Origin of the sequence: Pseudomonas sp. FP1740, from assembly GCF_030687165.1 — a bacterium.
GTDB lineage: Bacteria > Pseudomonadota > Gammaproteobacteria > Pseudomonadales > Pseudomonadaceae > Aquipseudomonas.
In genome coordinates, this window is the sequence record NZ_CP117461.1 from 5,891,571 (window position 1) to 5,911,958 (window position 20,388).

General features: G+C 61.2%; 18 protein-coding genes. 14 read left to right on the plus strand and 4 right to left on the minus strand.

What is annotated here, in order from left to right; all coding sequences use genetic code 11:
- Nucleotides 1-100: 100 nt before the first annotated feature.
- The 3 genes from PSH69_RS26490 to trxA all read left to right on the plus strand — a co-directional run bounded on the left by PSH69_RS26490 (nt 101) and on the right by trxA (nt 2,285).
- On the plus strand, nt 101-565 hold the full coding sequence (locus PSH69_RS26490) for a YbaY family lipoprotein (RefSeq protein WP_305410270.1): 465 nt from the start codon (nt 101-103) through the stop codon (nt 563-565).
- Nucleotides 562-1,218 (plus strand): methyltransferase, encoded by a 657-nt coding sequence (locus PSH69_RS26495; protein ID WP_305410271.1) that lies wholly within the window; start codon nt 562-564, stop codon nt 1,216-1,218. Before PSH69_RS26490 ends, PSH69_RS26495 begins: the two co-directional genes overlap by 4 nt.
- Before the next feature lie 194 nt (nt 1,219-1,412).
- Complete coding sequence (gene trxA / locus PSH69_RS26500; RefSeq protein ID WP_018925685.1) at nt 1,413-2,285, plus strand: thioredoxin; 873 nt, start codon at nt 1,413-1,415, stop codon at nt 2,283-2,285.
- Between the two features lie 15 nt (nt 2,286-2,300).
- Here the strand turns inward: trxA and PSH69_RS26505 are convergent, their stop codons facing one another.
- Entirely contained in the window at nt 2,301-2,642 is a 342-nt protein-coding gene (locus PSH69_RS26505) for a hypothetical protein (protein WP_111454190.1), read from the minus strand.
- 135 nt (nt 2,643-2,777) lie between these two features.
- Here PSH69_RS26505 and PSH69_RS26510 point away from each other — a divergent pair, with 135 nt between their 5' ends.
- The 5 genes from PSH69_RS26510 to PSH69_RS26530 all read left to right on the plus strand — a co-directional run bounded on the left by PSH69_RS26510 (nt 2,778) and on the right by PSH69_RS26530 (nt 6,796).
- Complete coding sequence (locus tag PSH69_RS26510; protein WP_018925683.1) at nt 2,778-3,365, plus strand: DUF2796 domain-containing protein; 588 nt, start codon at nt 2,778-2,780, stop codon at nt 3,363-3,365.
- A gap of 47 nt (nt 3,366-3,412) precedes the next feature.
- Entirely contained in the window at nt 3,413-4,123 is a 711-nt protein-coding gene (locus tag PSH69_RS26515; RefSeq protein ID WP_019650853.1) for an ABC transporter ATP-binding protein, read from the plus strand.
- Between the two features lies 1 nt (nt 4,124).
- Entirely contained in the window at nt 4,125-5,390 is a 1,266-nt protein-coding gene (locus PSH69_RS26520) for an ABC transporter permease (protein WP_007933653.1), read from the plus strand.
- 11 nt (nt 5,391-5,401) lie between these two features.
- Nucleotides 5,402-5,920, plus strand: coding sequence for a DUF3299 domain-containing protein (locus PSH69_RS26525; protein WP_018925681.1), 519 nt, complete (start codon nt 5,402-5,404; stop codon nt 5,918-5,920).
- Nucleotides 5,921-6,097: 177 nt separating this feature from the next.
- Nucleotides 6,098-6,796 carry an OmpW family protein gene (locus tag PSH69_RS26530; protein ID WP_305410272.1) on the plus strand — a complete coding sequence of 233 codons (699 nt, stop codon included), beginning with the start codon at nt 6,098-6,100 and terminating at the stop codon, nt 6,794-6,796.
- Between the two features lie 160 nt (nt 6,797-6,956).
- On the opposite strand, the gene PSH69_RS26535 is transcribed toward PSH69_RS26530, so the two are convergent.
- The 3 genes from PSH69_RS26535 to PSH69_RS26545 form a co-directional block, all read right to left on the minus strand.
- On the minus strand, nt 6,957-8,375 hold the full coding sequence (locus PSH69_RS26535; RefSeq protein ID WP_305410273.1) for an IS1182-like element ISPfl3 family transposase: 1,419 nt from the start codon (nt 8,373-8,375) through the stop codon (nt 6,957-6,959).
- Nucleotides 8,376-8,488: 113 nt separating this feature from the next.
- Nucleotides 8,489-9,418: an NAD-dependent epimerase/dehydratase family protein gene (locus PSH69_RS26540; RefSeq protein ID WP_019581391.1), complete on the minus strand. Its 930-nt coding sequence runs from the start codon at nt 9,416-9,418 to the stop codon at nt 8,489-8,491.
- Nucleotides 9,411-10,295, minus strand: coding sequence for a sugar nucleotide-binding protein (locus tag PSH69_RS26545; RefSeq protein WP_138866371.1), 885 nt, complete (start codon nt 10,293-10,295; stop codon nt 9,411-9,413). The genes PSH69_RS26540 and PSH69_RS26545 overlap by 8 nt, the downstream gene beginning before the upstream one ends.
- Before the next feature lie 225 nt (nt 10,296-10,520).
- Here PSH69_RS26545 and PSH69_RS26550 point away from each other — a divergent pair, with 225 nt between their 5' ends.
- From PSH69_RS26550 to PSH69_RS26575, 6 genes are all read left to right on the plus strand, one after another.
- The gene (locus PSH69_RS26550) at nt 10,521-14,861 is read left to right on the plus strand and encodes a DEAD/DEAH box helicase (RefSeq protein ID WP_305410274.1); all 4,341 of its coding nucleotides are present in this window, start codon (nt 10,521-10,523) and stop codon (nt 14,859-14,861) included.
- A gap of 163 nt (nt 14,862-15,024) precedes the next feature.
- Nucleotides 15,025-16,236: an MFS transporter gene (locus tag PSH69_RS26555; RefSeq protein WP_305410275.1), complete on the plus strand. Its 1,212-nt coding sequence runs from the start codon at nt 15,025-15,027 to the stop codon at nt 16,234-16,236.
- Nucleotides 16,237-16,387: 151 nt separating this feature from the next.
- On the plus strand, nt 16,388-17,314 hold the full coding sequence (locus PSH69_RS26560) for a DUF72 domain-containing protein (RefSeq protein ID WP_305410276.1): 927 nt from the start codon (nt 16,388-16,390) through the stop codon (nt 17,312-17,314).
- The gene (locus PSH69_RS26565) at nt 17,311-18,108 is read left to right on the plus strand and encodes an endonuclease/exonuclease/phosphatase family protein (protein WP_305410277.1); all 798 of its coding nucleotides are present in this window, start codon (nt 17,311-17,313) and stop codon (nt 18,106-18,108) included. The genes PSH69_RS26560 and PSH69_RS26565 overlap by 4 nt, the downstream gene beginning before the upstream one ends.
- A complete protein-coding gene (clsB, locus tag PSH69_RS26570; RefSeq protein WP_305410278.1) occupies nt 18,105-19,391 on the plus strand; it encodes a cardiolipin synthase ClsB in 1,287 nt (428 codons plus the stop codon). The genes PSH69_RS26565 and clsB overlap by 4 nt, the downstream gene beginning before the upstream one ends.
- Complete coding sequence (locus PSH69_RS26575) at nt 19,388-20,374, plus strand: lysylphosphatidylglycerol synthase domain-containing protein (RefSeq protein ID WP_305410279.1); 987 nt, start codon at nt 19,388-19,390, stop codon at nt 20,372-20,374. The genes clsB and PSH69_RS26575 overlap by 4 nt, the downstream gene beginning before the upstream one ends.
- Nucleotides 20,375-20,388: the final 14 nt, after the last annotated feature.

Sequence of the window (20,388 nt, forward strand, 5' to 3'; positions counted from 1 at the left end):
AAATGGGAGGGCCATGGTAGCGCATCTCCGTGGCAAGACAAGCCATAGGGTTTGCGGTATACAGACGGGCTATAATGTTTTCACCTTGCTGGAGCCGCCAATGTCGTTACGACCGCTCGTTTTGCTCAGTCTTTTCAGCCTGCTGGTGGCCTGTGGCAGCGATGCACCCAAGCCCCAGCCACCAACACCAGGCCCAGCGCCGCAACAGGCGCAGAAGAAAGCCAAGGCGTCTGCCGAGCTCGGCCCGCTGCCGGCTTACCAACGTGAAATCAGTGGCACCCTGATGGGCGTGCCGGCCGACGCCGAAGTCGAACTGGCGCTGCTAGTGATCGACGAAAAGGATCGCCCGCAACAATTGCTCGCCAGTGCCAACCTGATCGGCACCAATCAGGTGTTGCCGTTTCGCCTGCGTTTCAACCCTGAATCCTTCCCGGTTGGCGCTCGCGTTGAACTGCGCGGCCGCGCCAGCCAGTCCGGGCAGTTGATTCTGCATCTGCCGGCGCAACTCATCGCACAGCCGACGACCCAGGCCCTGGGTCAGTTGCAATTCGTCAAAGCGCCATGATTGCACCGCTCGACCTGCGACAGGCGTTGGGTGAATTGCTCGGTGACGCACAGCTTGTTGCCTGTGAATTGCCGGGCACCGAGCTGAAACTCTGGCTGATCGACGGCGACAACATGGACCGCGCCTTCAGCCCCGAAGAAACCCGGCGGATTCTCCACGAGCCGCCGTACTGGAGTTTCTGCTGGGCCAGTGGGCTGGCCGTGGCCCGCTATCTCGCCGAACACCCGCACTGGGTCGAAGGCAAACGGGTGCTGGATTTCGGTGCCGGTTCCGGCGTGGCTGCGATTGCGGCCGTGAAGGCCGGGGCGCTGGAAGTGGTGGCCTGTGACCTGGACCCGCTGGCGATTGCCGCGTGTCGGGCGAATGCCGAACTCAATGATGTGCAGTTGCGCTACTCGACGGATTTTTTCGCCGAAGCGGATCGATTTGATCTGATTCTGGTGGCCGACGTGTTGTACGACCGGGAAAATCTGCCGCTACTCGACGAGTTTCTCAGCCGTGGCCGGGAAGCATTGGTAGCGGATTCACGGGTGCGGGATTTTCGCCATCCGCTGTATCGGCGCATCGAGATGCTGGAGGCGATGACCTTGCCGGACCTGGCCGAGCCCGAAGAGTTTCGGCATGTGAGCCTTTACCACGCGCGGCGCGGTTAGCAAAAAGCTTGATCGTTCCCACGCTCCAGCGTGGGAATGCAGCCCGGGACGCTCCGCGTCCTTTCGTAGCGTGACGCAGAGCGTCACTGGAGGTATTCCCACGCAGAGCGTGGGAACGATCATGGTTACCCCGCTTTCAGCCGCCCCCCACCAAGCCTTATAGTGGCCTCATCCACGCTTTTACGAGATCCCCCATGAGTCAGGAAACGCCGTACATCTTCGACGCCACGACTGCCGATTTCGACCAGTCGGTGATCGAGAACTCTTTCCACAAACCGGTACTGGTGGATTTCTGGGCCGAATGGTGTGCGCCGTGCAAGGCCTTGATGCCGATGCTGCAAACCATCGCCGAGAGCTATCAGGGTGAGTTGCTGCTGGCCAAGGTCAACTGCGACATCGAGCAGGACATTGTTGCGCGTTTCGGCATTCGCAGCCTGCCGACCGTGGTGCTGTTCAAGGACGGTCAGCCAGTGGACGGTTTTGCCGGTGCGCAACCGGAATCCGCCGTGCGCACGATGCTCGAACCTCATGTGCAAATGCCGCCTCCAGCCGCCGCCGACCCCTTTGAACAGGCTCAGGCGCTGTTCGATGAAGGCCGTTTCGCCGACGCTGAAGCCACACTCAAAGTCTTGCTGACTGAAGACAACACCAATGCCAAGGCACTGATCCTCTACGCCCGCTGCCTTACCGAGCGCAGCGAGCTGAGTGAAGCGCAAACCGTACTCGACGCGGTCAAGACCGACGAACACAAGGCCGCGCTGGCAGGCGCCAAGGCGCAGATCCAGTTTCTCGGTCAGGCCAGGGATTTGCCGGATGCGGCAGACCTGAAAGCACGCCTGGCGAAAAACCCGCAGGACGATGAGGCGGTCTATCAGTTGGCGATCCAGCAACTGGCCCGTCAGCAATACGACGCGGCGCTGGATGCGTTGCTGAAACTGTTCATCCGCAATCGCAGCTACAACGAAGGCTTGCCACACAAAACCTTGCTGCAAGTGTTCGAACTGCTGGGCAACGATCACCCGTTGGTGACCACGTACCGTCGCAAGCTGTTTGCCGCGCTCTATTAAGCTCTTTTTTGCGGCTTACTCGATCCAGCTGTAGAGCGGTGTATCCCCGCCGCTCACCACTTTGACATCTGCGCAGTGGCGCAAGCGCACCAACAAGCGCTTGCCCGCTGCTGCGCTGCCGGTCAGCCCTTCCAGCTGCTCCAGCAAATCCGGCCCACTCAATTGCCCGGCCTTGCGCAGCAATTCTTTGGCGATCTGCCATAGCGCATCATCCTGATTCACCGGTTTGACCGGTGTTGCACTCGCCTCGGGTTTGGCAGCCTGCAACTGCGCACCGAGTTGCGCCCAGTCGCCCTCATCCAGTTCAAGGGTCAAATCCACCGGCCAGTCGCCGATGCTTCCGCGTATTCGCAACATAAGTCTGCTCCAGCACATACCTGACTCGCATGCTCCCATGGGTCTTGCACAACGCCAAGCAGACGGTCAAACTCTCGGCACTTTCGTTATAAGATTACATAACAAATTTTTCATTTTACTTTTCGGAGACCCGTCATGCGCCGTCTGCTGCTCGCTTTGCCGTTTGCCTTGTTACCGCTGGCTGTCGCCCACGCGGCTGTCGAGCAAGATCACGACCATGAGCACGGCAGCCTCGGTGCCCACGAACACGGCGTCGGTCGCTTGAATGCGGCGCTGGACGGCCAGACCCTGGAGCTGGAGCTGGAAAGCCCGGCAATGAACCTGGTGGGTTTCGAGCACGCCGCCACCACCGATGCCGACAAGGCCAAAGTCGCCGCCGTCCGTGCCCAACTGGAAAAACCACTGACACTGTTCAACCTGCCGAAAGCCGCCGGTTGCGTGGTCGCGACCCAGGAGCTGGAAAGCCCGTTGTTCGGTGACAAACCGGATGCCGACGATGAGCATGAAGAAGCCAAGGACGGTCACGAGCATCAACATGACCACAGCGAAATCCACGCCCGTTACCAATTCAGCTGCTCGGCCCCGGGCGCGCTGAAGACCCTGGACCTGGCGACTGTCTTCAACACGTTCCCGGCTACCCAGAAGATTCAGGTACAACTGATCAGTCCGAGCGGACAGCAAGGGGTTGAAGTGACGGCCAAAACCGCCGCCCTGAAATTCTGATCCGACACCGCTCCCACAGGGTTCACCATCAACCTGACCGGTTTCACATGACCCAAGCACTCATCGAACTGTCCGACCTGGGCTTCAGCTGGCCCGGTCACCCACCGTTGCTGGACATCCCGGCGTTTCGCCTGGAGCCTGGTGAAACCCTGTTCCTCAAAGGCCCCAGCGGCAGCGGCAAGACCACCCTGCTCGGCTTGCTCGGCGGTGTGCAAAAGCCTGATCGCGGCAGCATCCGGCTGCTCGGCCAGGAATTGACTGAACTGTCTGCCGGGGCTCGCGACCACTTCCGGGTCGATCACACCGGCTACATCTTCCAGCAGTTCAACTTGCTGCCGTTTCTGTCGGTGCGGGAGAACGTCGAACTGCCCTGTCACTTCTCGAAACTGCGCGCCGAGCGGGCGAAACAACGCCACGGCAGCGTCGATCAGGCCGCCGCCACCCTGCTCGCCCATCTGGGCCTGAAAGACGAAAACATTCTGGGCCGTCGTGCCGATTCGCTGTCCATCGGCCAGCAGCAGCGAGTCGCTGCCGCGCGTGCGCTGATCGGTCAGCCGGAACTGGTGATCGCCGACGAACCGACCTCGGCCCTGGACTACGACGCTCGCGAAAACTTCATTCGCCTGTTGTTCGCCGAATGCCGCGAAGCCGGCTCGAGCCTGTTGTTCGTCAGCCACGATCAGAGCCTCGCGCCGCTGTTCGATCGCCACCTGTCGCTGGCCGATCTCAATCGCGCCGCCACCCCGTCCGAGGTTTGAGATGTATTTGTTTCGTCTAGCCATGGCCAGCCTCGCTAACCGTCGCTTCACCGCGATCCTCACCGCGTTCGCCATCGCCCTGTCGGTCTGCCTGCTGCTGGCGGTGGAGCGGGTGCGCACCGAGGCCAAGGCCAGTTTCGCCAGCACCATCAGCGGCACCGATCTGATCGTCGGCGCGCGTTCCGGCTCGGTGAACCTGCTGCTGTATTCGGTATTCCGCATCGGCAACGCCACCAATAACATCCGCTGGGACAGCTTCGAGCAGTTCGCCAACAACCCGAAAGTGAAGTGGGCGATCCCGATGTCCCTCGGCGATTCCCATCGTGGTTATCGGGTGATGGGCACCACTGAAGCGTACTTCGAGCATTACCAGTACGGCCATCAACAGCATCTGGAACTGGCTGACGGCCGGGCTTTCGCCAGCGATCCGTTCGAAGTGGTGCTCGGTGCCGAAGTGGCCGACGCGCTGCACTACAAACTCGGCGACAAACTGGTGCTGGCCCATGGCGTGGCGGCAATCAGCCTGGTCAAGCATGACGACAAACCGTTCACCGTGGTCGGCATTCTCAAACGCACCGGCACCCCGGTGGACCGCACGCTGCACATCAGCCTCGGCGGCATGGAAGCGATCCACATCGACTGGCACAACGGTGTACCGGCGCGGGGTAACGGTCGGGTCAGTGCCGATCAGGCGCGCAACATGGACCTGACGCCGCAAGCGATCACCGCGTTCATGCTCGGCCTTAACAACAAGATTTCGACCTTCGCGCTGCAACGTGAAATCAACGAATTCCGTGGCGAACCGATGCTGGCGATCCTGCCGGGTGTGGCGTTGCAGGAACTGTGGAGTTTGATGAGCACGGCGGAAAAAGCCTTGTTCGTCGTCTCGCTGTTCGTGGTGCTGACCGGGTTGATCGGCATGCTCACGGCGATTCTCACCAGCCTCAACGAGCGGCGCCGCGAGATGGCGATTCTGCGTTCAGTGGGCGCGCGGCCATGGCATATCGCGACTTTACTGGTGCTGGAAGCGTTTGCCCTGGCGCTGTCGGGAGTGATTGCCGGCGTGGCGCTGCTGTATGTCGGCATCGCCGTGGCGCAGGGTTACGTGCAGTCAAATTACGGTTTGTACCTGCCACTGGCCTGGCCAAGCGAATATGAATGGACGCTGCTCGGTGGCATCCTGATCGCCGCGCTGCTGATGGGCAGCGTGCCGGCCTGGCGCGCTTATCGCCAATCCTTGGCCGATGGCCTGTCGATCCGCCTGTGAGGACCTTGAACATGCCCCGCGCTCTGCTTGCGCTGTTGATGCTGGTCGCTTTGCCGCTGTGGGCGGCCGAGCCGAAAGACCTGACCTGGTCGGAAATGATCCCGCCGGATGCCCCGCCGGAAGTGCCGAACATGACGCCGCTGCACGACCTGTCGAAGATGAGCGACGCGTTGTCCGCGGAGTCGGCCCCGGCCGCCAAACAAGACATGCCGAATGCGCCGGTGGTGAAAAGTCTCGATGGCCAGAACATTCGCTTGCCGGGGTACATCGTGCCGCTGGAGGTCAGTGAAGAAGGCCGCACCACGGAGTTTCTGCTGGTGCCATATTTCGGCGCCTGTATCCACGTACCGCCTCCGCCGTCGAACCAGATCGTGCACGTCAAAAGCGAAGTCGGCGTGAAGCTCGATGAGCTGTACCAGCCGTACTGGGTCGAAGGTGCGTTGCAGGTCAAGGCGTCCACCAGCGAATTGGCGGATGCCGGGTATCAGATGGAGGCGCAGAAGATTTATGTGTATGAACTGCCGGAGTGAATCCGGTGGTGATCTGTCGCCTACTGGACTGCCATCGCGGGCTTGCCCGTGATGAGGCCATCAAAGGTTCCGCAAAAATCTGGGCCTTCACTGTTTCGTTGAGCTGAGTCAAAAGACCGTATCAGTTGGATCCTTACCATTGGACATCGAACATTTTTAACGTCCTTTGGAGCCCCCATGCACAAGTCCCTGCTCAGCGCTTCGCTGCTTGCCCTCGCGCTCGCAGCCCCGCTCACCCATGCCCATGAGGCTGGCAATATCATCGTTCGGGCCGGTGCGATCACCGTCAATCCGACAGCCGACAGCTCCAGCGTCAAGGTCGATCAAGGCCCGCTGAAGGGCGCCGACCTGGGTGGCAAGGCCACCATGAGCAGCGACACGCAACTGGGCCTGAACTTCGCCTACATGATCACCAACCACCTGGGGATCGAACTGCTCGCGGCTTCGCCGTTCGAGCATGAGGTGAAGCTCAAAGGCACCTCGCTCGGCGCCGCCAACGGCAAACTCGGCACCCTGAAACACCTGCCGCCGACCCTGAGCCTGATCTACTACCCGATGGACGCCAAGTCCGCATTCCAGCCGTATGTTGGCGGCGGTATCAACTACACCTGGATCTACGACGAGCACGTCGGCAGCGAAGCCAGCGCCAACGGCTTCAGCAACTTCAACGCGAAAAACTCCTGGGGCCTGGCCTGGGAAGTCGGGGCCGACTACATGCTCACCGATAAGGTGATGATCAACGCCCAAGTGCGCTACATCGACATCGACACCCGTGCCACCGTGGAAAACAACGCCGTGGCTCCGGGCACCCGCGCACGGGTGAACGTGGACGTCGATCCGTTCATCTACATGGTCGGTCTGGGTTACAAATTCTAAGCAACATGTGATCAGCTCCCTCGCCACAGAGAGCTGCACCGGTCATATTCGACACACAAAAAAGGCGCCTTCAACAGACTGTGTGAAAACACACTGACAGGCCTAAGACCAAACGCCCCGACTTGTTCGGGGCGTTTGTTTTTATGCTGAAAAAGGCTCTTCAGCCCATCAGTTGCATCATTTTCTTGGCTCCCAGGACACTGATCGCCCGCTTGAAGTTGTAAGCGGTCACGGCCAGGGCCATTTCAGCTTTTGTCCCTTCAAGTTGTCGTAGCAAGAACCGCCCGTTCCCAAATAGCCATTGTTTGAGATTGCCAAACGGGTGCTCCACGATGGATCTGCGTCGCTCCATCATCTCTGGATGCAGTTGCATCCGCTGTGCCATACGCTCAAAGGCTTCCTCTTGTGCGTGACGTGAGACATAGCGGCGCTGAGCCGTTGTACATTGGGCTTTCAGCGCACATCCAGCGCAGTCGCTGACTGCCGCCTGGTAGATCCGGTCGCCTTTGTAACGCTGCTTCAGGGTTAGCCATTGACCTGCCGGGCACTGGTATCGATCCTGTTCAGCGTCATAGGTAAAGTCCTGACGCTCGAATAATGTTTCTCCGCCTGGGTTCGAAGTTCGGTTTGGCGGCACGTACACGGTAATGGAGGCCTCCTCGCACGCCTGGAATTGCTGGCCATTTGAGTAGCCCATATCGGCTGTCACAGTCAGCGTGTCCTGCCCCAGTTCGGCCTTGGCGGCTTTAGCTATGGGTTCAAGCTGTTTGCGATCGTCACCATCTTGCGTCACCTCATGGTGCAAAATCAGGCAGTGCTCTGCATCCACGGCTGTTTGCACGTTATAGGCAACACGCGGCCCCTTTGGCGTGCGCATCATTCGGGCATCGCTTTCGTGCGTGTTGAATTGCTCCAGCCCCATCGACTTCATCAAAGCTTGGCAACTACGGTTGTCTTGCTGCTTGGCCTCAAGCTTCGCCAGTGCCGCCTTGATCGCAGTGCGATCGACCACTTGCTCGCCCTCTACTTTATCAGCGGCATCCAGGTCAGCCAGGTATTGGGCAATCCGCTTATCCAGCTTCTCCTCCTGACGCTTGAGCTGATTCAAATTCAGGTGGCGTCGCGAGGAAGCGACTGCCTGAAACTTACTGCCGTCGATCGCAACCAGATCACCCGCAATCAAGCCGACGGATCGGCAGAACTGCACAAAAGCTCGGCACGTCATAACGAAAGCTACTTTGTTGTTCTTGCGAAAGTCGGCGATGGTCTTGAAGTCGGGTTTAAGCCGGTTGATCAACCACATCACTTCGATGTTGCGTTGGCACTCAGCTTCTAGGCGCCGCGACGAGCGAATGCGCTGAAAATAGCCATAGAGATAGAGCTTGAGCTGATCGGCGGGGTCGTAAGCAGGGCGCCCAGTGGCCTTGGGCTGAGCTTTCTCAAAACCGAGCTGGCCCAGATCGAGCCTGGCGACATACAGGTCGATGACTCGTACGAGATGATCTTCAGGGATCAGTTCCTCCAGCGAGACCGGGAACAGGCTGGTCTGGCTACGGGACTCCCCTTGTATGTAGGCCATAACGAAAAATGCTCCGTATCTTTCGATACGGAGCATTCTCTTAAAGGGCCGGACAGATTGCTAGGTTTTCACACAGTCTGTTCAAGGCGCCTTTTTCACGGCTGTGTAAAACCTCAGCGCCCCAACAACCGCGCCAGGCCAACGCTCATTGGCGTCTGCTCCGGGTAGGTGAACCGCTCCAGCAAACGCCGGTTATTCGCTCGTGAATGACGGATGTCACCGGAACGCGCCGGGCCATAGCTAACAGGCGGCAGCTTGCCGACCACGGCTTCAAGGGCTTCAAGCATCTGCTTGAGAGTCGTCGCCTGATTCCAGCCGACATTCACCGCGCCGACCTCAACCTGCGGTTTCTCGATGGCTTGCACCAGCACGTCCACCAGGTCTTCGACGTAGACAAAATCCCGAGTCTGCTCGCCATCCCCGAACACAGTGATCGGCAAGCCTTTCTGCGCGCGCTCGCTGAAAATGCTGATCACCCCGGAGTACGGCGAGGACGGATCCTGACGTGGGCCGAAGATATTGAAGAAACGGAAAATCACCGGCTCCAGACCATGCTGGCGGCGATAGAAATCGAAGTAGTGCTCGCTCGCCAACTTGTCCGCCGCATACGGTGTCAACGGTGCCTTGGGCGTGTCTTCGTCGATCGACTCGCCTTCACCATTGTTGCCATAGACCGCTGCGCTGGACGCGTACAACACGCGTTTGACACCGGCCTGACGCATGGCTTCGCAGACGTTCAGCGAGCCGATGAAGTTGCTCTGGTGAGTTTTCACCGGGTCATCCACCGAAGCCTGCACCGAAGCCACCGCGGCCAGATGCGCCACCGCGCTGCAACCGAGCATCGCCTGCGCCACCAGGGCGGCATCAGCGACATCGCCTTCGATCAGTTCGACGAGGGGATTGTCCATCGGCAGGTTGCTGCGTTTGCCGGTGGACAAGTCATCGAGAATTCGCACCGAATGCCCTTTGGCGAGCAAGGCATCGGTCAGGTGCGAACCGATGAAACCGGCGCCGCCGGTGATTAAAACAGGGCCGTCAGCCATGGCGATAAAACCTATCCAGTAAGCCCGGGAGTGCCGCGCGCCAGGCGCGGGGTTTGATCCCGAAAGTGTGCAGAATTTTCTTGCAGGCCAGCACCGCGTGTTGCGGTTCTTCGGCTGCGTCGGGACGTGCGGCGTGAGCCTGGGCGGTCGGCGATTCGATGGCCAGCGGGTGCAGCGCGCGTGCTTCGGTAAGGATTGCCTGCCCCAGTGCCAGCGGTGTGGTCGCCTCATGCCCGGCGTAGTGGTAGGTGCCCCACAGCGGCGCCGCGCAATCGAGTTGCTTGAGCACCGAAATGATCACACGGGCAGCGTCGTCCACCGGCGTCGGATTACCGCGACGATCATCCGCCAACAGCAGTTCTTCAGCTTTCTCCGCCCGGGCGAGGAATCGCCCGAGGGTGCCCTCGGGGCTGTCATCGAGCAGCCAGCCGAAACGCAGCAACACATGCTGTGGACAAGTGGCGCGCACGCTTTGCTCAATGCGCCACAAAGCTTGACCGCGTAGACCCAACGGTACCGGTTCGTCTTTTTCGCTGTAGGCGGTCGCCCGGGAGCCATCGAACACGCGATAACTCGACGGTTGCACCAGCACGATGTTGTGATGCTGGCACAATTCGGCCAGACGCTCGATGGCGCGCTCCTGTCCGGCCAGACGCTGTTCGCTGACGGTCTCCGCCTGGAACCAGTCGAAATAGTAGGCGAGATTGATCAACGCATCCGGACGGGTATCGTCGAGCAGTTGCGTCAGGCTCGCGGCGTCCCAGCCGTCTTGTGGTGGGCGGGGGGCGAGGAAACCGATGTCTTCCTCCGCACCGAGGCGAATCAGCGCCTGCCCAAGGGCATTTCCGCCGCCCAGTAACATAAGGCGCATTCGCATAGAGTCAGCAGGCCCAGTCTGATTGGAACGATGGCTTTATCGACAGCGCCCGCAGGCGATGTCCTCAATAATTGCCGGAATCGTTGCATTTTGCGGGTTTAGTGCGCAACCGTCATCCGTAAAGTGTAGTTCCCGAGGATTAGTGGTGCGGCTACTGGTCTCAGGATCAACACAGAGCCTGAGCGGTACTTGCAACTTCCCGCCCCCACCCGCATAAATTGGCTCATGAACCTGCCCATCCCTGCAGACAGCGCTCTGAACGGTTTCCACCCCGCCGTCAGCGCCTGGTTCAGCAACACCTTCGCGACGGCTACCGCCGCCCAGGCCCGGGCGTGGCCGTTGATCCGCCAGCGCCGTTCAACGCTGATTGCCGCGCCCACCGGCTCCGGCAAAACCCTCACCGCGTTTCTGGCCGTACTCGACGATCTGGTTCATCGCGGCCTGGAAAACCCGGATGGCCTGCCAGACGAAACCCTGGTGGTCTACGTTTCGCCGCTCAAGGCCCTGTCCAACGACATCCGGATCAACCTGCAAAACCCGCTGGCCGGCATCACCGAGCAGTTACGCCTGATGGGCCTGCCCGACGTGCCGATCAGCACTGCCGTGCGCACCGGCGATACGCCGCAAAAAGATCGCTCGGCCATGCGCAAAACCGCGCCGCACATTCTGGTGACCACCCCGGAATCCCTTTATGTGCTGCTCGGCTCCGACTCCGGGCGGAAAATGCTCGGCACCACGCAAACGGTGATCGTCGACGAAATCCACGCCATCGCCGCCAGCAAACGCGGCAGTCACCTGGCCCTGAGCCTGGAGCGCCTGCAAGCGCTTTGCCCGCAACCGCTGGTGCGGATCGGCCTGTCCGCCACGCAAAAACCCATCGAAGCGGTGTCGCGTTTTTTGGTTGGCCGTGATCGCGCCTGCGAAATCATCGATATCGGTCACGCCCGCCCACGGGATCTCGATATCGAAGTGCCGCCCGTGCCGCTGTCGGCGGTGATGGCCAACGACGTCTGGGAGCTGGTCTATGACCGCCTCGCCGCCCTCGCCCGCGAACACCGGACCACGCTGATTTTCGTCAACACCCGGCGCCTGGCCGAACGCCTGAGCCGACACTTGAGCGAACGCCTCGGCAAAGACGCGGTGGCCGCCCACCATGGCAGCCTGGCCAAGGAATTTCGCCTGGACGCCGAGCAACGGCTCAAGCGCGGCGAGCTGCAAGTGCTGATCGCCACCGCCTCCCTGGAACTGGGGATTGATATCGGCGACGTCGACCTGGTGTGCCAGATCGCTTCGCCACGCTCGATTGCCGGTTTTCTGCAACGGGTCGGCCGCTCCGGGCACCAGGTCGGCGGCACGCCCAAGGGCCGATTGTTCGCCACCACCCGCGACGACCTGATCGAATGCGCCGCTTTGCTCGATTGCGTGCGCCGTGGCGAACTCGACACCTTGCTGATCCCCGAAGCGCCGCTGGACGTGCTGGCCCAGCAGATCATCGCCGAGGTCAGTTGCCAGGAATGGCACGAGCAGGCGTTGCTGGAGATGCTGCGTAAAGCCTCGCCTTACGCCAAGCTCGACGAAAAACATTATCAGGCGTTGCTGCACATGCTCGCCGAGGGCTACAACGGTCGCTTGGGCATTCGCAGCGCTTACCTGCACCGGGACGCCGTAAGCCGCACCCTGCGTGGCCGTCGGGGCGCCAAACTGACCGCCGTGACCAGCGGCGGGACGATTCCGGACAACGCCGACTACAGCGTATTGCTGGAGCCTCAGGGGCTGAACATCGGCAGCGTCAACGAAGACTTCGCGGTGGAAAGCATCGCCGGGGATATCTTTCAGCTGGGCAATACCTCGTATCGAATCCTGCGGGTCGAAACCGGCAAGGTCCGGGTCGAAGATGCTCAGGGCCAGCCGCCGACCATTCCGTTCTGGCTCGGTGAAGCACCCGGTCGCAGCAATGAACTATCGTTCGCCGTGGCCCGCCTGCAAGCGCAACTCGATGAGCGGCTCGGCGCCACACCCGGCGATCTGCAACCAGCCCTCGACTGGCTGACCGACACCCTCGGCCTGAACCTCGCCAGCGCCGAGCAACTGGTCGACTATCTGGCCCGAGCCCGCCTGACCCTCGGCGCCTTGCCGTCCCAGGACACACTGGTGATGGAGCGTTTTTTCGACGAGTCCGGTGGTACGCAATTGATCATCCACTCACCGTTCGGCAGCCGCATCAACCGCGCCTGGGGCCTGGCCCTGCGCAAGCGTTTCTGCCGCACCTTCAACTTCGAATTGCAGGCCGCCGCCAGCGAGGACGCCATCGTATTGTCGCTGTCCACCAGCCACAGCTTCGAGCTGGACGACGTCTGGCGCTACCTGCACAGCAACAGCGCCGAACATATCCTGACTCAAGCGGTGCTCGAAGCCCCGCTGTTCGGCGTGCGCTGGCGCTGGAATGCCGGGGTCGCCCTCGCGCTGCCACGCTACAGCGGCGGCCGCAAAGTGCCACCGCAGATCCAGCGGATGAAAAGCGAAGACCTGATTGCCAGCGTGTTTCCCGATCAGATCGCTTGCGTGGAAAACCTCGCCGACGAGCGCGAGATTCCGGACCATCCGCTGGTGGAACAAACCCTCGACGATTGCCTGCACGAGGCCATGGACAGCGAAGGCTGGCTGGCGTTGTTGCGGCGTATGGAACAGGGCGATATCCGCCTGATCAGCCGCGACTTGCCAGCGCCCTCGCCGCTGGCGGCGGAAATCCTCAGCGCCCGCCCCTACACCTTCCTCGACGACGCGCCGCTGGAAGAGCGCCGTACTCAGGCGGTACTCAACCGCCGCTGGAGCGATCCGCAGTCCACCGACGACCTCGGTGCGCTGGACGCCGAGGCGATTGCCGCGGTGCGCGACGAAGCCTGGCCAACGCCAACCGGCCTCAATGAAATGCATGAGGCCTTGATGAGCCTGGCGTGCATCACCGACGCCGAGGCCCAGGCCAACCCGAATTGGCTCGAGTGGCTCAATACCCTGGCCGACAGTGGCCGCGCCAGCCGTTTGCAGATCAATATCGGGCAATCATTGTGGTTGGCGCTGGAGCGACTGACTTGCCTGAAGGCGATTTATACACAAGCCAAGTTGCTTCCACCGCTGGAGCCGTTGCCGGGTTTCGATGAAACCTGGGAGCCGGGCGAAGCGGTGCTGGAAGTGATCCGCGCGCGGCTCAGCGCGTTTGGTCCGTTACCGCTGAAGGCGATTGCCGAACCGCTTGGATTACCGGCGACTCAAGTCACTCAGGCCCTGGCCCAACTGGAACGCGAAGGCTACGTGTTGCGCGGGCAATTCACCCCGCGCGCAGGTGAAGACGAATGGTGCGAACGGCATCTGCTGGCGCGGATTCATCGCTACACGGTCAAACGGCTGCGACGGGAAATCGAGCCAGTGGCGTTGCAGGATTTCATGCGTTTCCTGTTCGACTGGCAGCATCTTTCCACCGTGAGCCGAGGCCAGGGCAGCGCAGTGTTGCCGGCGATCATCAGCCAGTTCGAAGGCTACCCCGCCGCCGCTTCGGCATGGGACAGCGACATTCTGCCGGCGCGGCTCAAAGACTATTCGGCGAGCTGGCTGGATGAGTTATGCCGCAGCGGCAAACTGGTCTGGACCCGCCTGACCGCACGCAACAAAAGCGCCGGCACGGCATTGCGCAGCACGCCGATTCTGCTGCTGCCGCGTAGTCAGGTCGGGTTGTGGAGCAGCTTGACCGAGCAGACGCCGGTCAGCGAACTGTCGCCCAAAACACAAAAAGTCTACGAAGCGCTCAGCCAGCACGGCGCGCTGTTTTTCGACGAGCTGATGCACGAGGCCCATCTGCTGCGCTCGGAACTGGAAATCGCCTTGCAGGAACTGGTCGGTGCCGGACTGGTCAACGCCGACAGTTTCGCCGGGTTGCGGGCGCTGATCACCCCGGCCAGCAAACGCCAGAATCGCAGCAGCCGACGCGGGCGCGGCGCGTTTGTCGGTGGCATGGACGACGCCGGGCGCTGGGCCTTGCTGCGCCGCGGTGCTGCCGCGCCGGCTGTGGATAAGCCGGTTGTGGATAAACAACGCCCGACGTCCACGCCCACAGAAACCCTGGAACACATCGCCATGACCTTACTGCGCCGTTACGGCGTGGTGTTCTGGCGCTTGCTGGAGCGCGAGGCGGACTGGTTGCCGAGTTGGCGGGAATTGCTGCGCACGTTCCATCGGCTGGAGGCCCGGGGCGAGATTCGTGGCGGGCGGTTTGTCAGTGGTTTGGCCGGTGAACAGTTTGCCCTGCCCGAGGCGATCCCGTTGCTGCGCGAAGTCAGGCGGCGCCCCCACGACGGTAGTTTGATTGCGGTGTGCGGGGTGGATCCGCTGAACCTCGCCGGCACCCTGCTGCCGGGCGCAAAAGTGCCGGCGCTGGCGAGCAATCGGCTGGTGTACCGCGACGGTTTGCCGGCCGCCGCCGAGATCGCCGGCAAGCAGCAGTTCTGGCTGGAGCTGGATCAGCAATCGACTACAGAAGTACGCAATACACTGATCCGCCACTCCCCCCTGTAGGATTCAATCTCCTGTGGCGAGGGAGCTTGCTCCCTCGCCACAAGGTTTAATGCCAGCCGTGAGATATTTGCTTTGCACGCAAATATCAAATGCCCATCCCTGTATTTTTCCGCACAACCCAAACCCCGACACTGCGCTCCATCAATCCACCGGAGTTGCAGCCATGCCCATTGCCTTGCTCGCGCTGACCCTCAGCGCTTTCGCCATCGGGACGACGGAGTTCGTCATCGTTGGCCTGTTACCCACCATCGGCGCCGACCTCGGCGTCAGCCTGCCGTCTGCCGGTTTGCTGGTCAGTTTGTATGCACTCGGGGTGGCCGTCGGCGCGCCGGTGCTGACCGCCCTCACCGGCAAAGTCCCGCGTAAATTGCTGCTGTTGTCGCTGATGGTGCTGTTCACCCTCGGCAACTTGTTGGCCTGGAAAGCGCCGAGCTACGAGTCGCTGATCATTGCGCGGATCGTCACCGGCCTGGCCCACGGGGTGTTTTTCTCGATTGGCTCGATCATCGCCACCAGCCTGGTGCCGAAGGAAAAAGCCGCCAGCGCGATTGCCATCATGTTCACCGGCCTGACCGTGGCGCTGGTCACCGGCGTGCCGCTGGGGACGTTTATCGGTCAGCATTTCGGCTGGCGTGAAACCTTCCTCGCGGTGTCTGCACTGGGTGTAATCGCCTTCATCGGCAGCCTGCTCTACGTACCGAAGAACATCGCCCACAGCAAACCGGCTTCGCTGTTGCAGCAGTTGCAAGTGCTCAAGCAACCGCGCCTGTTGTTGGTGTATGCCATGACGGCGGTCGGCTACGGCGGCTCGTTCATCGCCTTCACCTTTCTGGCACCGATTCTTCAGGACATTGCGGGCTTCAGCGTCAGCACCGTCAGCCTGGTGCTGCTGGTGTACGGCATCTCGGTGGCCGTCGGCAACATCTGGGGGGGCAAGCTGGCGGACAAGCGCGGCCCGATCGGCGCCCTGAAAATCATCTTCGCCCTGCTCGCCGCCGTACTGTTCGCACTGACCTTCACCGCCGCCAATCCATGGCTGGCCCTGGCCACCGTGCTGGTCTGGGGTGCGGTGGCGTTCGGTAACGTACCGGGGCTGCAGGTGTATGTGGTGCGTCAGGCCGAACATCACACCCCACATGCGGTGGACGTGGCGTCGGGCCTGAACATTGCGGCGTTCAACCTCGGCATTGCCGGTGGTGCGTGGGGTGGTGGTTTGATCGTGGCGCATATGGGCCTGATCCATACCGCGTGGATCGGTGGCCTGGTGGTGTTGGTGGCATTGGCACTGACCGCCTGGAGTGGTCGTCTCGATCGATTGGGCCCGGTGTATGCCGAGCCGGCTGAAGGTTCGGCCCGGATCGTCGCCGGGCACTGATAGATCGAAAGATCGTAGCCTTCGGCAACGCCTGCGCGCCTGTGGGAGCTGCCGAAGGCTGCAATCTTTTGCCCGTCCGTAGCCCCGTCGAAACTTTCTCACACGCCTGGCAGTCATCAAAAGACAGGGCTGTCCGAGGATGGGAGGCGACATGGCGGCGATTCATATCGGTATTTCAGGCTGGCGCTACACGCCCTGGCGGGGAGCCTTCTACCCGAAGGGGCTGACCCACAAACGCGAATTGCAATTCGCGTCACGGGCGGTCAATAGCATCGAAATCAATGGATCATTCTACGCCCTGCAACGCCCCGAACGTTACGCCCAGTGGTACGCCGAAACCCCGGCGGGCTTCGTGTTCAGCGTCAAGGCGCCGCGCTTCATCACCCACATCAAGCGCCTGCGGGAGATCCATAAACCCCTGGCGAATTTCTTCGCCTCCGGAGTGCTGGAGCTCAAGGAAAAACTCGGCCCGATCCTCTGGCAGTTTCCGCCCAGCTTCAAATTCGACCCGGAGCTGTTTGAACACTTCCTTGAACAACTGCCCCACGACACCGAACAGGCCGCCGCCCTCGCCCGCCAGCACGAACCACGTCTGAACGGTCACGCCAGCATGAAGGCCTACGGCAAAAAACCGGTGCGCCATGCCGTGGAAATTCGCCACGAAAGCTTCGTCGATCCGGCCTTCGTCCGGCTGCTCAAACGCTACAACACCGCGTTGGTGATTGCCGACACCGCCGGCAAATGGCCGTACCGCGAAGACCTCACCAGCGATTTCGTCTACCTGCGCCTGCACGGTGCCGAAGAACTCTACGCCAGCGGTTACACCCCTCAAGCGCTGCAACGCTGGAGCGAGCGGATCGAGGCCTGGCATCACGGCCAGCAACCGGCAGATCCGCAATTGATCGCGCCCCGGCAAAAACCCAAGACTCGCAGATCCCGGGAAGTGTTCTGCTATTTCGATAACGACATCAAAGTCCGCGCGCCCTTCGATGCTCGACGCCTGCTTGAGCGTTTGCATCTCGATAAAGACCTGGTCACTGCCCCTGGCGAGCCGGTTGCCGAAGGAGCGCTGCCATGAGCATTCCCGAACCGGTCGGTGGGACGGATGAACAGCAACCCATCATCAATGCCGTGAGCCGCTTCACCGTGCTGACGGTCAACACCCACAAGGGGTTCACCGCACTCAATCGGCGCTTCATCCTGCCCGAGTTGCGCGAAGCGGTGCGCAGTGTGTCCGCCGATGTGGTGTTTTTGCAGGAGGTCCATGGCACCCACGAACAGCATCCCCAGCGCTACAACAATTGGCCGGCGATGCCCCAGTACGAATTCCTTGCCGATAGCCTGTGGCCGCAATTCGCCTACGGGCGCAACGCGGTCTACCCGGCGGGCGATCACGGCAATGCACTGTTGTCGAAATTCCAGATCATTCGCCACGACAACCTCGACGTGTCCATCAGCGGCCATGAAAACCGTGGAATCCTGCATTGCGTGTTGCGGATGCCCGGCGATGGCCGGGAAGTGCATGCCATTTGCGTCCATTTGGGGCTGCGCGAAAGCCACCGGACGGCACAGCTCAAGCTGTTGATCCGACGCCTGGAAGAGTTACCGCAAGATGCCCCGGTGGTCGTCGCCGGCGACTTCAACGACTGGCGCCTGCGCGCCGATGCGTTGCTCAAGCCTTGCGGTTTGCGTGAGGTCTTTGTCGAGCAGCATGGCAAACCGGCGCGCAGTTTCCCCGCGCGTTTGCCGGCGTTACGCCTGGACCGCATCTACGTGCGCCATCTCAAGGCCAGCCATCCACAAGTACTGGCGGCACGCCCCTGGTCACATCTTTCGGACCATGCGCCCCTGTCGGTGGAGATCGAGTTATGAGCAGCCCATCGATGGAAAAAACCACGGTCGAACATGTCTCCCCACCTCCCCCCGTGCGCGAGCCCGCGGTGACTGATGTTGAATACGGCTGGCACGGTAACAACCGGGTCGAGTTGCTGGAAAACGGTGAGGCGTACTTTCCACGGGTGTTTGAAGTGCTGCGCCAGGCCCAGAGTGAAATTCTCCTGGAAACCTTCATTGTGTTCGAGGACAAGGTCGGCAATGAGCTTCAACAGATCCTGATTGAAGCGGCGCAACGTGGCGTGCGTATCACGGTCAGTCTCGACGGCTTTGGTTGTGGCGAACTGAGTACGCCGTTCCTCGCCGCCCTGAGCAACGCAGGCGTGCGCCTGCAAATATTCGACCCCGCCCCGCTTCACCTGGGCATCCGCACCAACTGGTTTCGCCGTCTGCACCGCAAGATTGTGGTGGTCGACGGCACGATTGCATTCCTGGGCGGAATCAACTTTTCCGCCGACCATCTGGCCGACTTCGGCCCCGAGGCCAAGCAGGATTATTCGGTTGAAGTGCAAGGCCCGGCAGTGGCCGATATTCATCACTTCGCCCTCCTGCAAAGCGGCCGTCCGGCCCGAGCCAAATACTGGTGGCAACGTCGCCGGCAGAGGCACGCTGAACTGGCGGTCAACGATCATGACGGCCAGGTGCGACTGGTGTATCGCGACAATGCAGAACACCCAAAAGATATCGAAGAGGTGTATTTACAGGTACTGCGCACTGCCCGGCGGCGCGTGGTAATTGCCAATGCCTACTTCTTCCCCGGCTATCGGCTGCTGCGGGAGATCCGCAATGCGGCACGCCGAGGGGTCGAAGTGCGCCTGATTCTTCAGGGACAACCTGACCTGCGGGTGGCCAGACTCGCCGCGCGCATGACCTACGATTACCTGCTGCGGGCCGGGGTGGTGATCTATGAATATTGCGACCGCCCACTGCATGGCAAAGTCGCCCTGGTCGACGAGGACTGGAGCACTGTCGGCTCAAGCAACCTCGATCCGCTGAGCCTGTCCCTGAACCTGGAAGCCAACGTGCTGATCCGCGACCGTGCCTTCAACCGCGATCTGTACGAGCGTCTCGACGAGTTGAGCAGCAACCATTGCAAGGTCATGTCGGTGGACACAGCCCCTCGCGGGCGGATCTGGGACATGACCATCGGCTTTCTGGTGTTTCACTTCCTGCGGCATTTCCCCGCATGGGCCGGTTGGTTGCCGGCGCATAAACCACGCCTGAAGCCCTTCATCCATCCACCCGGGAGCGCCAAGGCATGAGCCATTCCCAAGCGCAGCCTGCACCGCACTCCGACACGCCGGGCAAACACCACTGGCACCGCTGGAAAAGACCGCTGACGATGCTGTTTTTCCTGGCGCTGATCGTGTTGTTCACGATGCTCGCCCAGCGCATCGAATGGAACGAAGTGTTCGATACCCTGGCTGATTTCAAAGTACGCACGTTGATCATTGCGTCAGGTGTGACCCTGGCAAGTTTTCTGGTCTACGCCTGTTTCGACCTGATCGGGCGCACCTACATCCGGCAGAACCTGACCTGGCGGCAGATCTTGCCGGTGGGGATCATCAGCTATGCCTTCAACCTCAACCTGAGCGCCTGGGTCGGCGGCGTCGCCATGCGTTATCGGCTGTATTCGCGGCTCGGCGTGAGCAAAGGCAACATCGCAAAAATCCTCGGGCTGAGTCTGGCGACCAACTGGTTCGGCTACATGGTGATTGCCGGCGCGGTGTTCAGCAGCGGCATGATGCGAATGCCGCCGGGCTGGAAAGTGAGCAGCAATGCACTGCAAGACGTAGGGATTTTGTTGCTGCTGTTGAGCATGGGATATCTGGCGGCCTGCCGGTATTCCAGGCGCCGGAAATGGTCGGTTCGCGGCGTGGATATCATTCTGCCGTCGCTGCGCATGGCAATCCTGCAACTGGCCCTCGGCGCACTGAACTGGGCGCTGATGGCGGCGGTGATCTTCACGTTGCTGCCGAGCAAACTGGACTATCCGCTGGTGCTTGGTGTGTTGCTGATCAGCGCCATTGCCGGGGTCATCACCCATATCCCGGCCGGGCTCGGTGTGTTGGAGGCGGTGTTCGTGGCGCTGCTGCAGCACGAGGTGTCACGGGGCAGCCTGGTGGCGGGGTTGATCGCTTATCGGGCGATCTATTTCATTCTGCCGCTGCTGATAACCGTGGTGATGTACCTGGTGGTGGAAGCCAAGGCCAAGTCGTTGCGGATCTCGAAGAAACCTCGGTGAGATGTGGTTTGCCC

Bases quoted from the DNA above. Each gene is read 5' to 3' on its own strand.
- PSH69_RS26490 (WP_305410270.1), top strand. From the start codon at position 101: ATGTCGTTACGACCGCTCGTTTTGCTCAGTCTTTTCAGCCTGCTGGTG.
- PSH69_RS26495 (WP_305410271.1), top strand. From the start codon at position 562: ATGATTGCACCGCTCGACCTGCGACAGGCGTTGGGTGAATTGCTCGGT.
- trxA (WP_018925685.1), top strand. From the start codon at position 1,413: ATGAGTCAGGAAACGCCGTACATCTTCGACGCCACGACTGCCGATTTC.
- PSH69_RS26505 (WP_111454190.1), bottom strand. From the start codon at position 2,642: ATGTTGCGAATACGCGGAAGCATCGGCGACTGGCCGGTGGATTTGACC.
- PSH69_RS26510 (WP_018925683.1), top strand. From the start codon at position 2,778: ATGCGCCGTCTGCTGCTCGCTTTGCCGTTTGCCTTGTTACCGCTGGCT.
- PSH69_RS26515 (WP_019650853.1), top strand. From the start codon at position 3,413: ATGACCCAAGCACTCATCGAACTGTCCGACCTGGGCTTCAGCTGGCCC.
- PSH69_RS26520 (WP_007933653.1), top strand. From the start codon at position 4,125: ATGTATTTGTTTCGTCTAGCCATGGCCAGCCTCGCTAACCGTCGCTTC.
- PSH69_RS26525 (WP_018925681.1), top strand. From the start codon at position 5,402: ATGCCCCGCGCTCTGCTTGCGCTGTTGATGCTGGTCGCTTTGCCGCTG.
- PSH69_RS26530 (WP_305410272.1), top strand. From the start codon at position 6,098: ATGCACAAGTCCCTGCTCAGCGCTTCGCTGCTTGCCCTCGCGCTCGCA.
- PSH69_RS26535 (WP_305410273.1), bottom strand. From the start codon at position 8,375: ATGGCCTACATACAAGGGGAGTCCCGTAGCCAGACCAGCCTGTTCCCG.
- PSH69_RS26540 (WP_019581391.1), bottom strand. From the start codon at position 9,418: ATGGCTGACGGCCCTGTTTTAATCACCGGCGGCGCCGGTTTCATCGGT.
- PSH69_RS26545 (WP_138866371.1), bottom strand. From the start codon at position 10,295: ATGCGAATGCGCCTTATGTTACTGGGCGGCGGAAATGCCCTTGGGCAG.
- PSH69_RS26550 (WP_305410274.1), top strand. From the start codon at position 10,521: ATGAACCTGCCCATCCCTGCAGACAGCGCTCTGAACGGTTTCCACCCC.
- PSH69_RS26555 (WP_305410275.1), top strand. From the start codon at position 15,025: ATGCCCATTGCCTTGCTCGCGCTGACCCTCAGCGCTTTCGCCATCGGG.
- PSH69_RS26560 (WP_305410276.1), top strand. From the start codon at position 16,388: ATGGCGGCGATTCATATCGGTATTTCAGGCTGGCGCTACACGCCCTGG.
- PSH69_RS26565 (WP_305410277.1), top strand. From the start codon at position 17,311: ATGAGCATTCCCGAACCGGTCGGTGGGACGGATGAACAGCAACCCATC.
- clsB (WP_305410278.1), top strand. From the start codon at position 18,105: ATGAGCAGCCCATCGATGGAAAAAACCACGGTCGAACATGTCTCCCCA.
- PSH69_RS26575 (WP_305410279.1), top strand. From the start codon at position 19,388: ATGAGCCATTCCCAAGCGCAGCCTGCACCGCACTCCGACACGCCGGGC.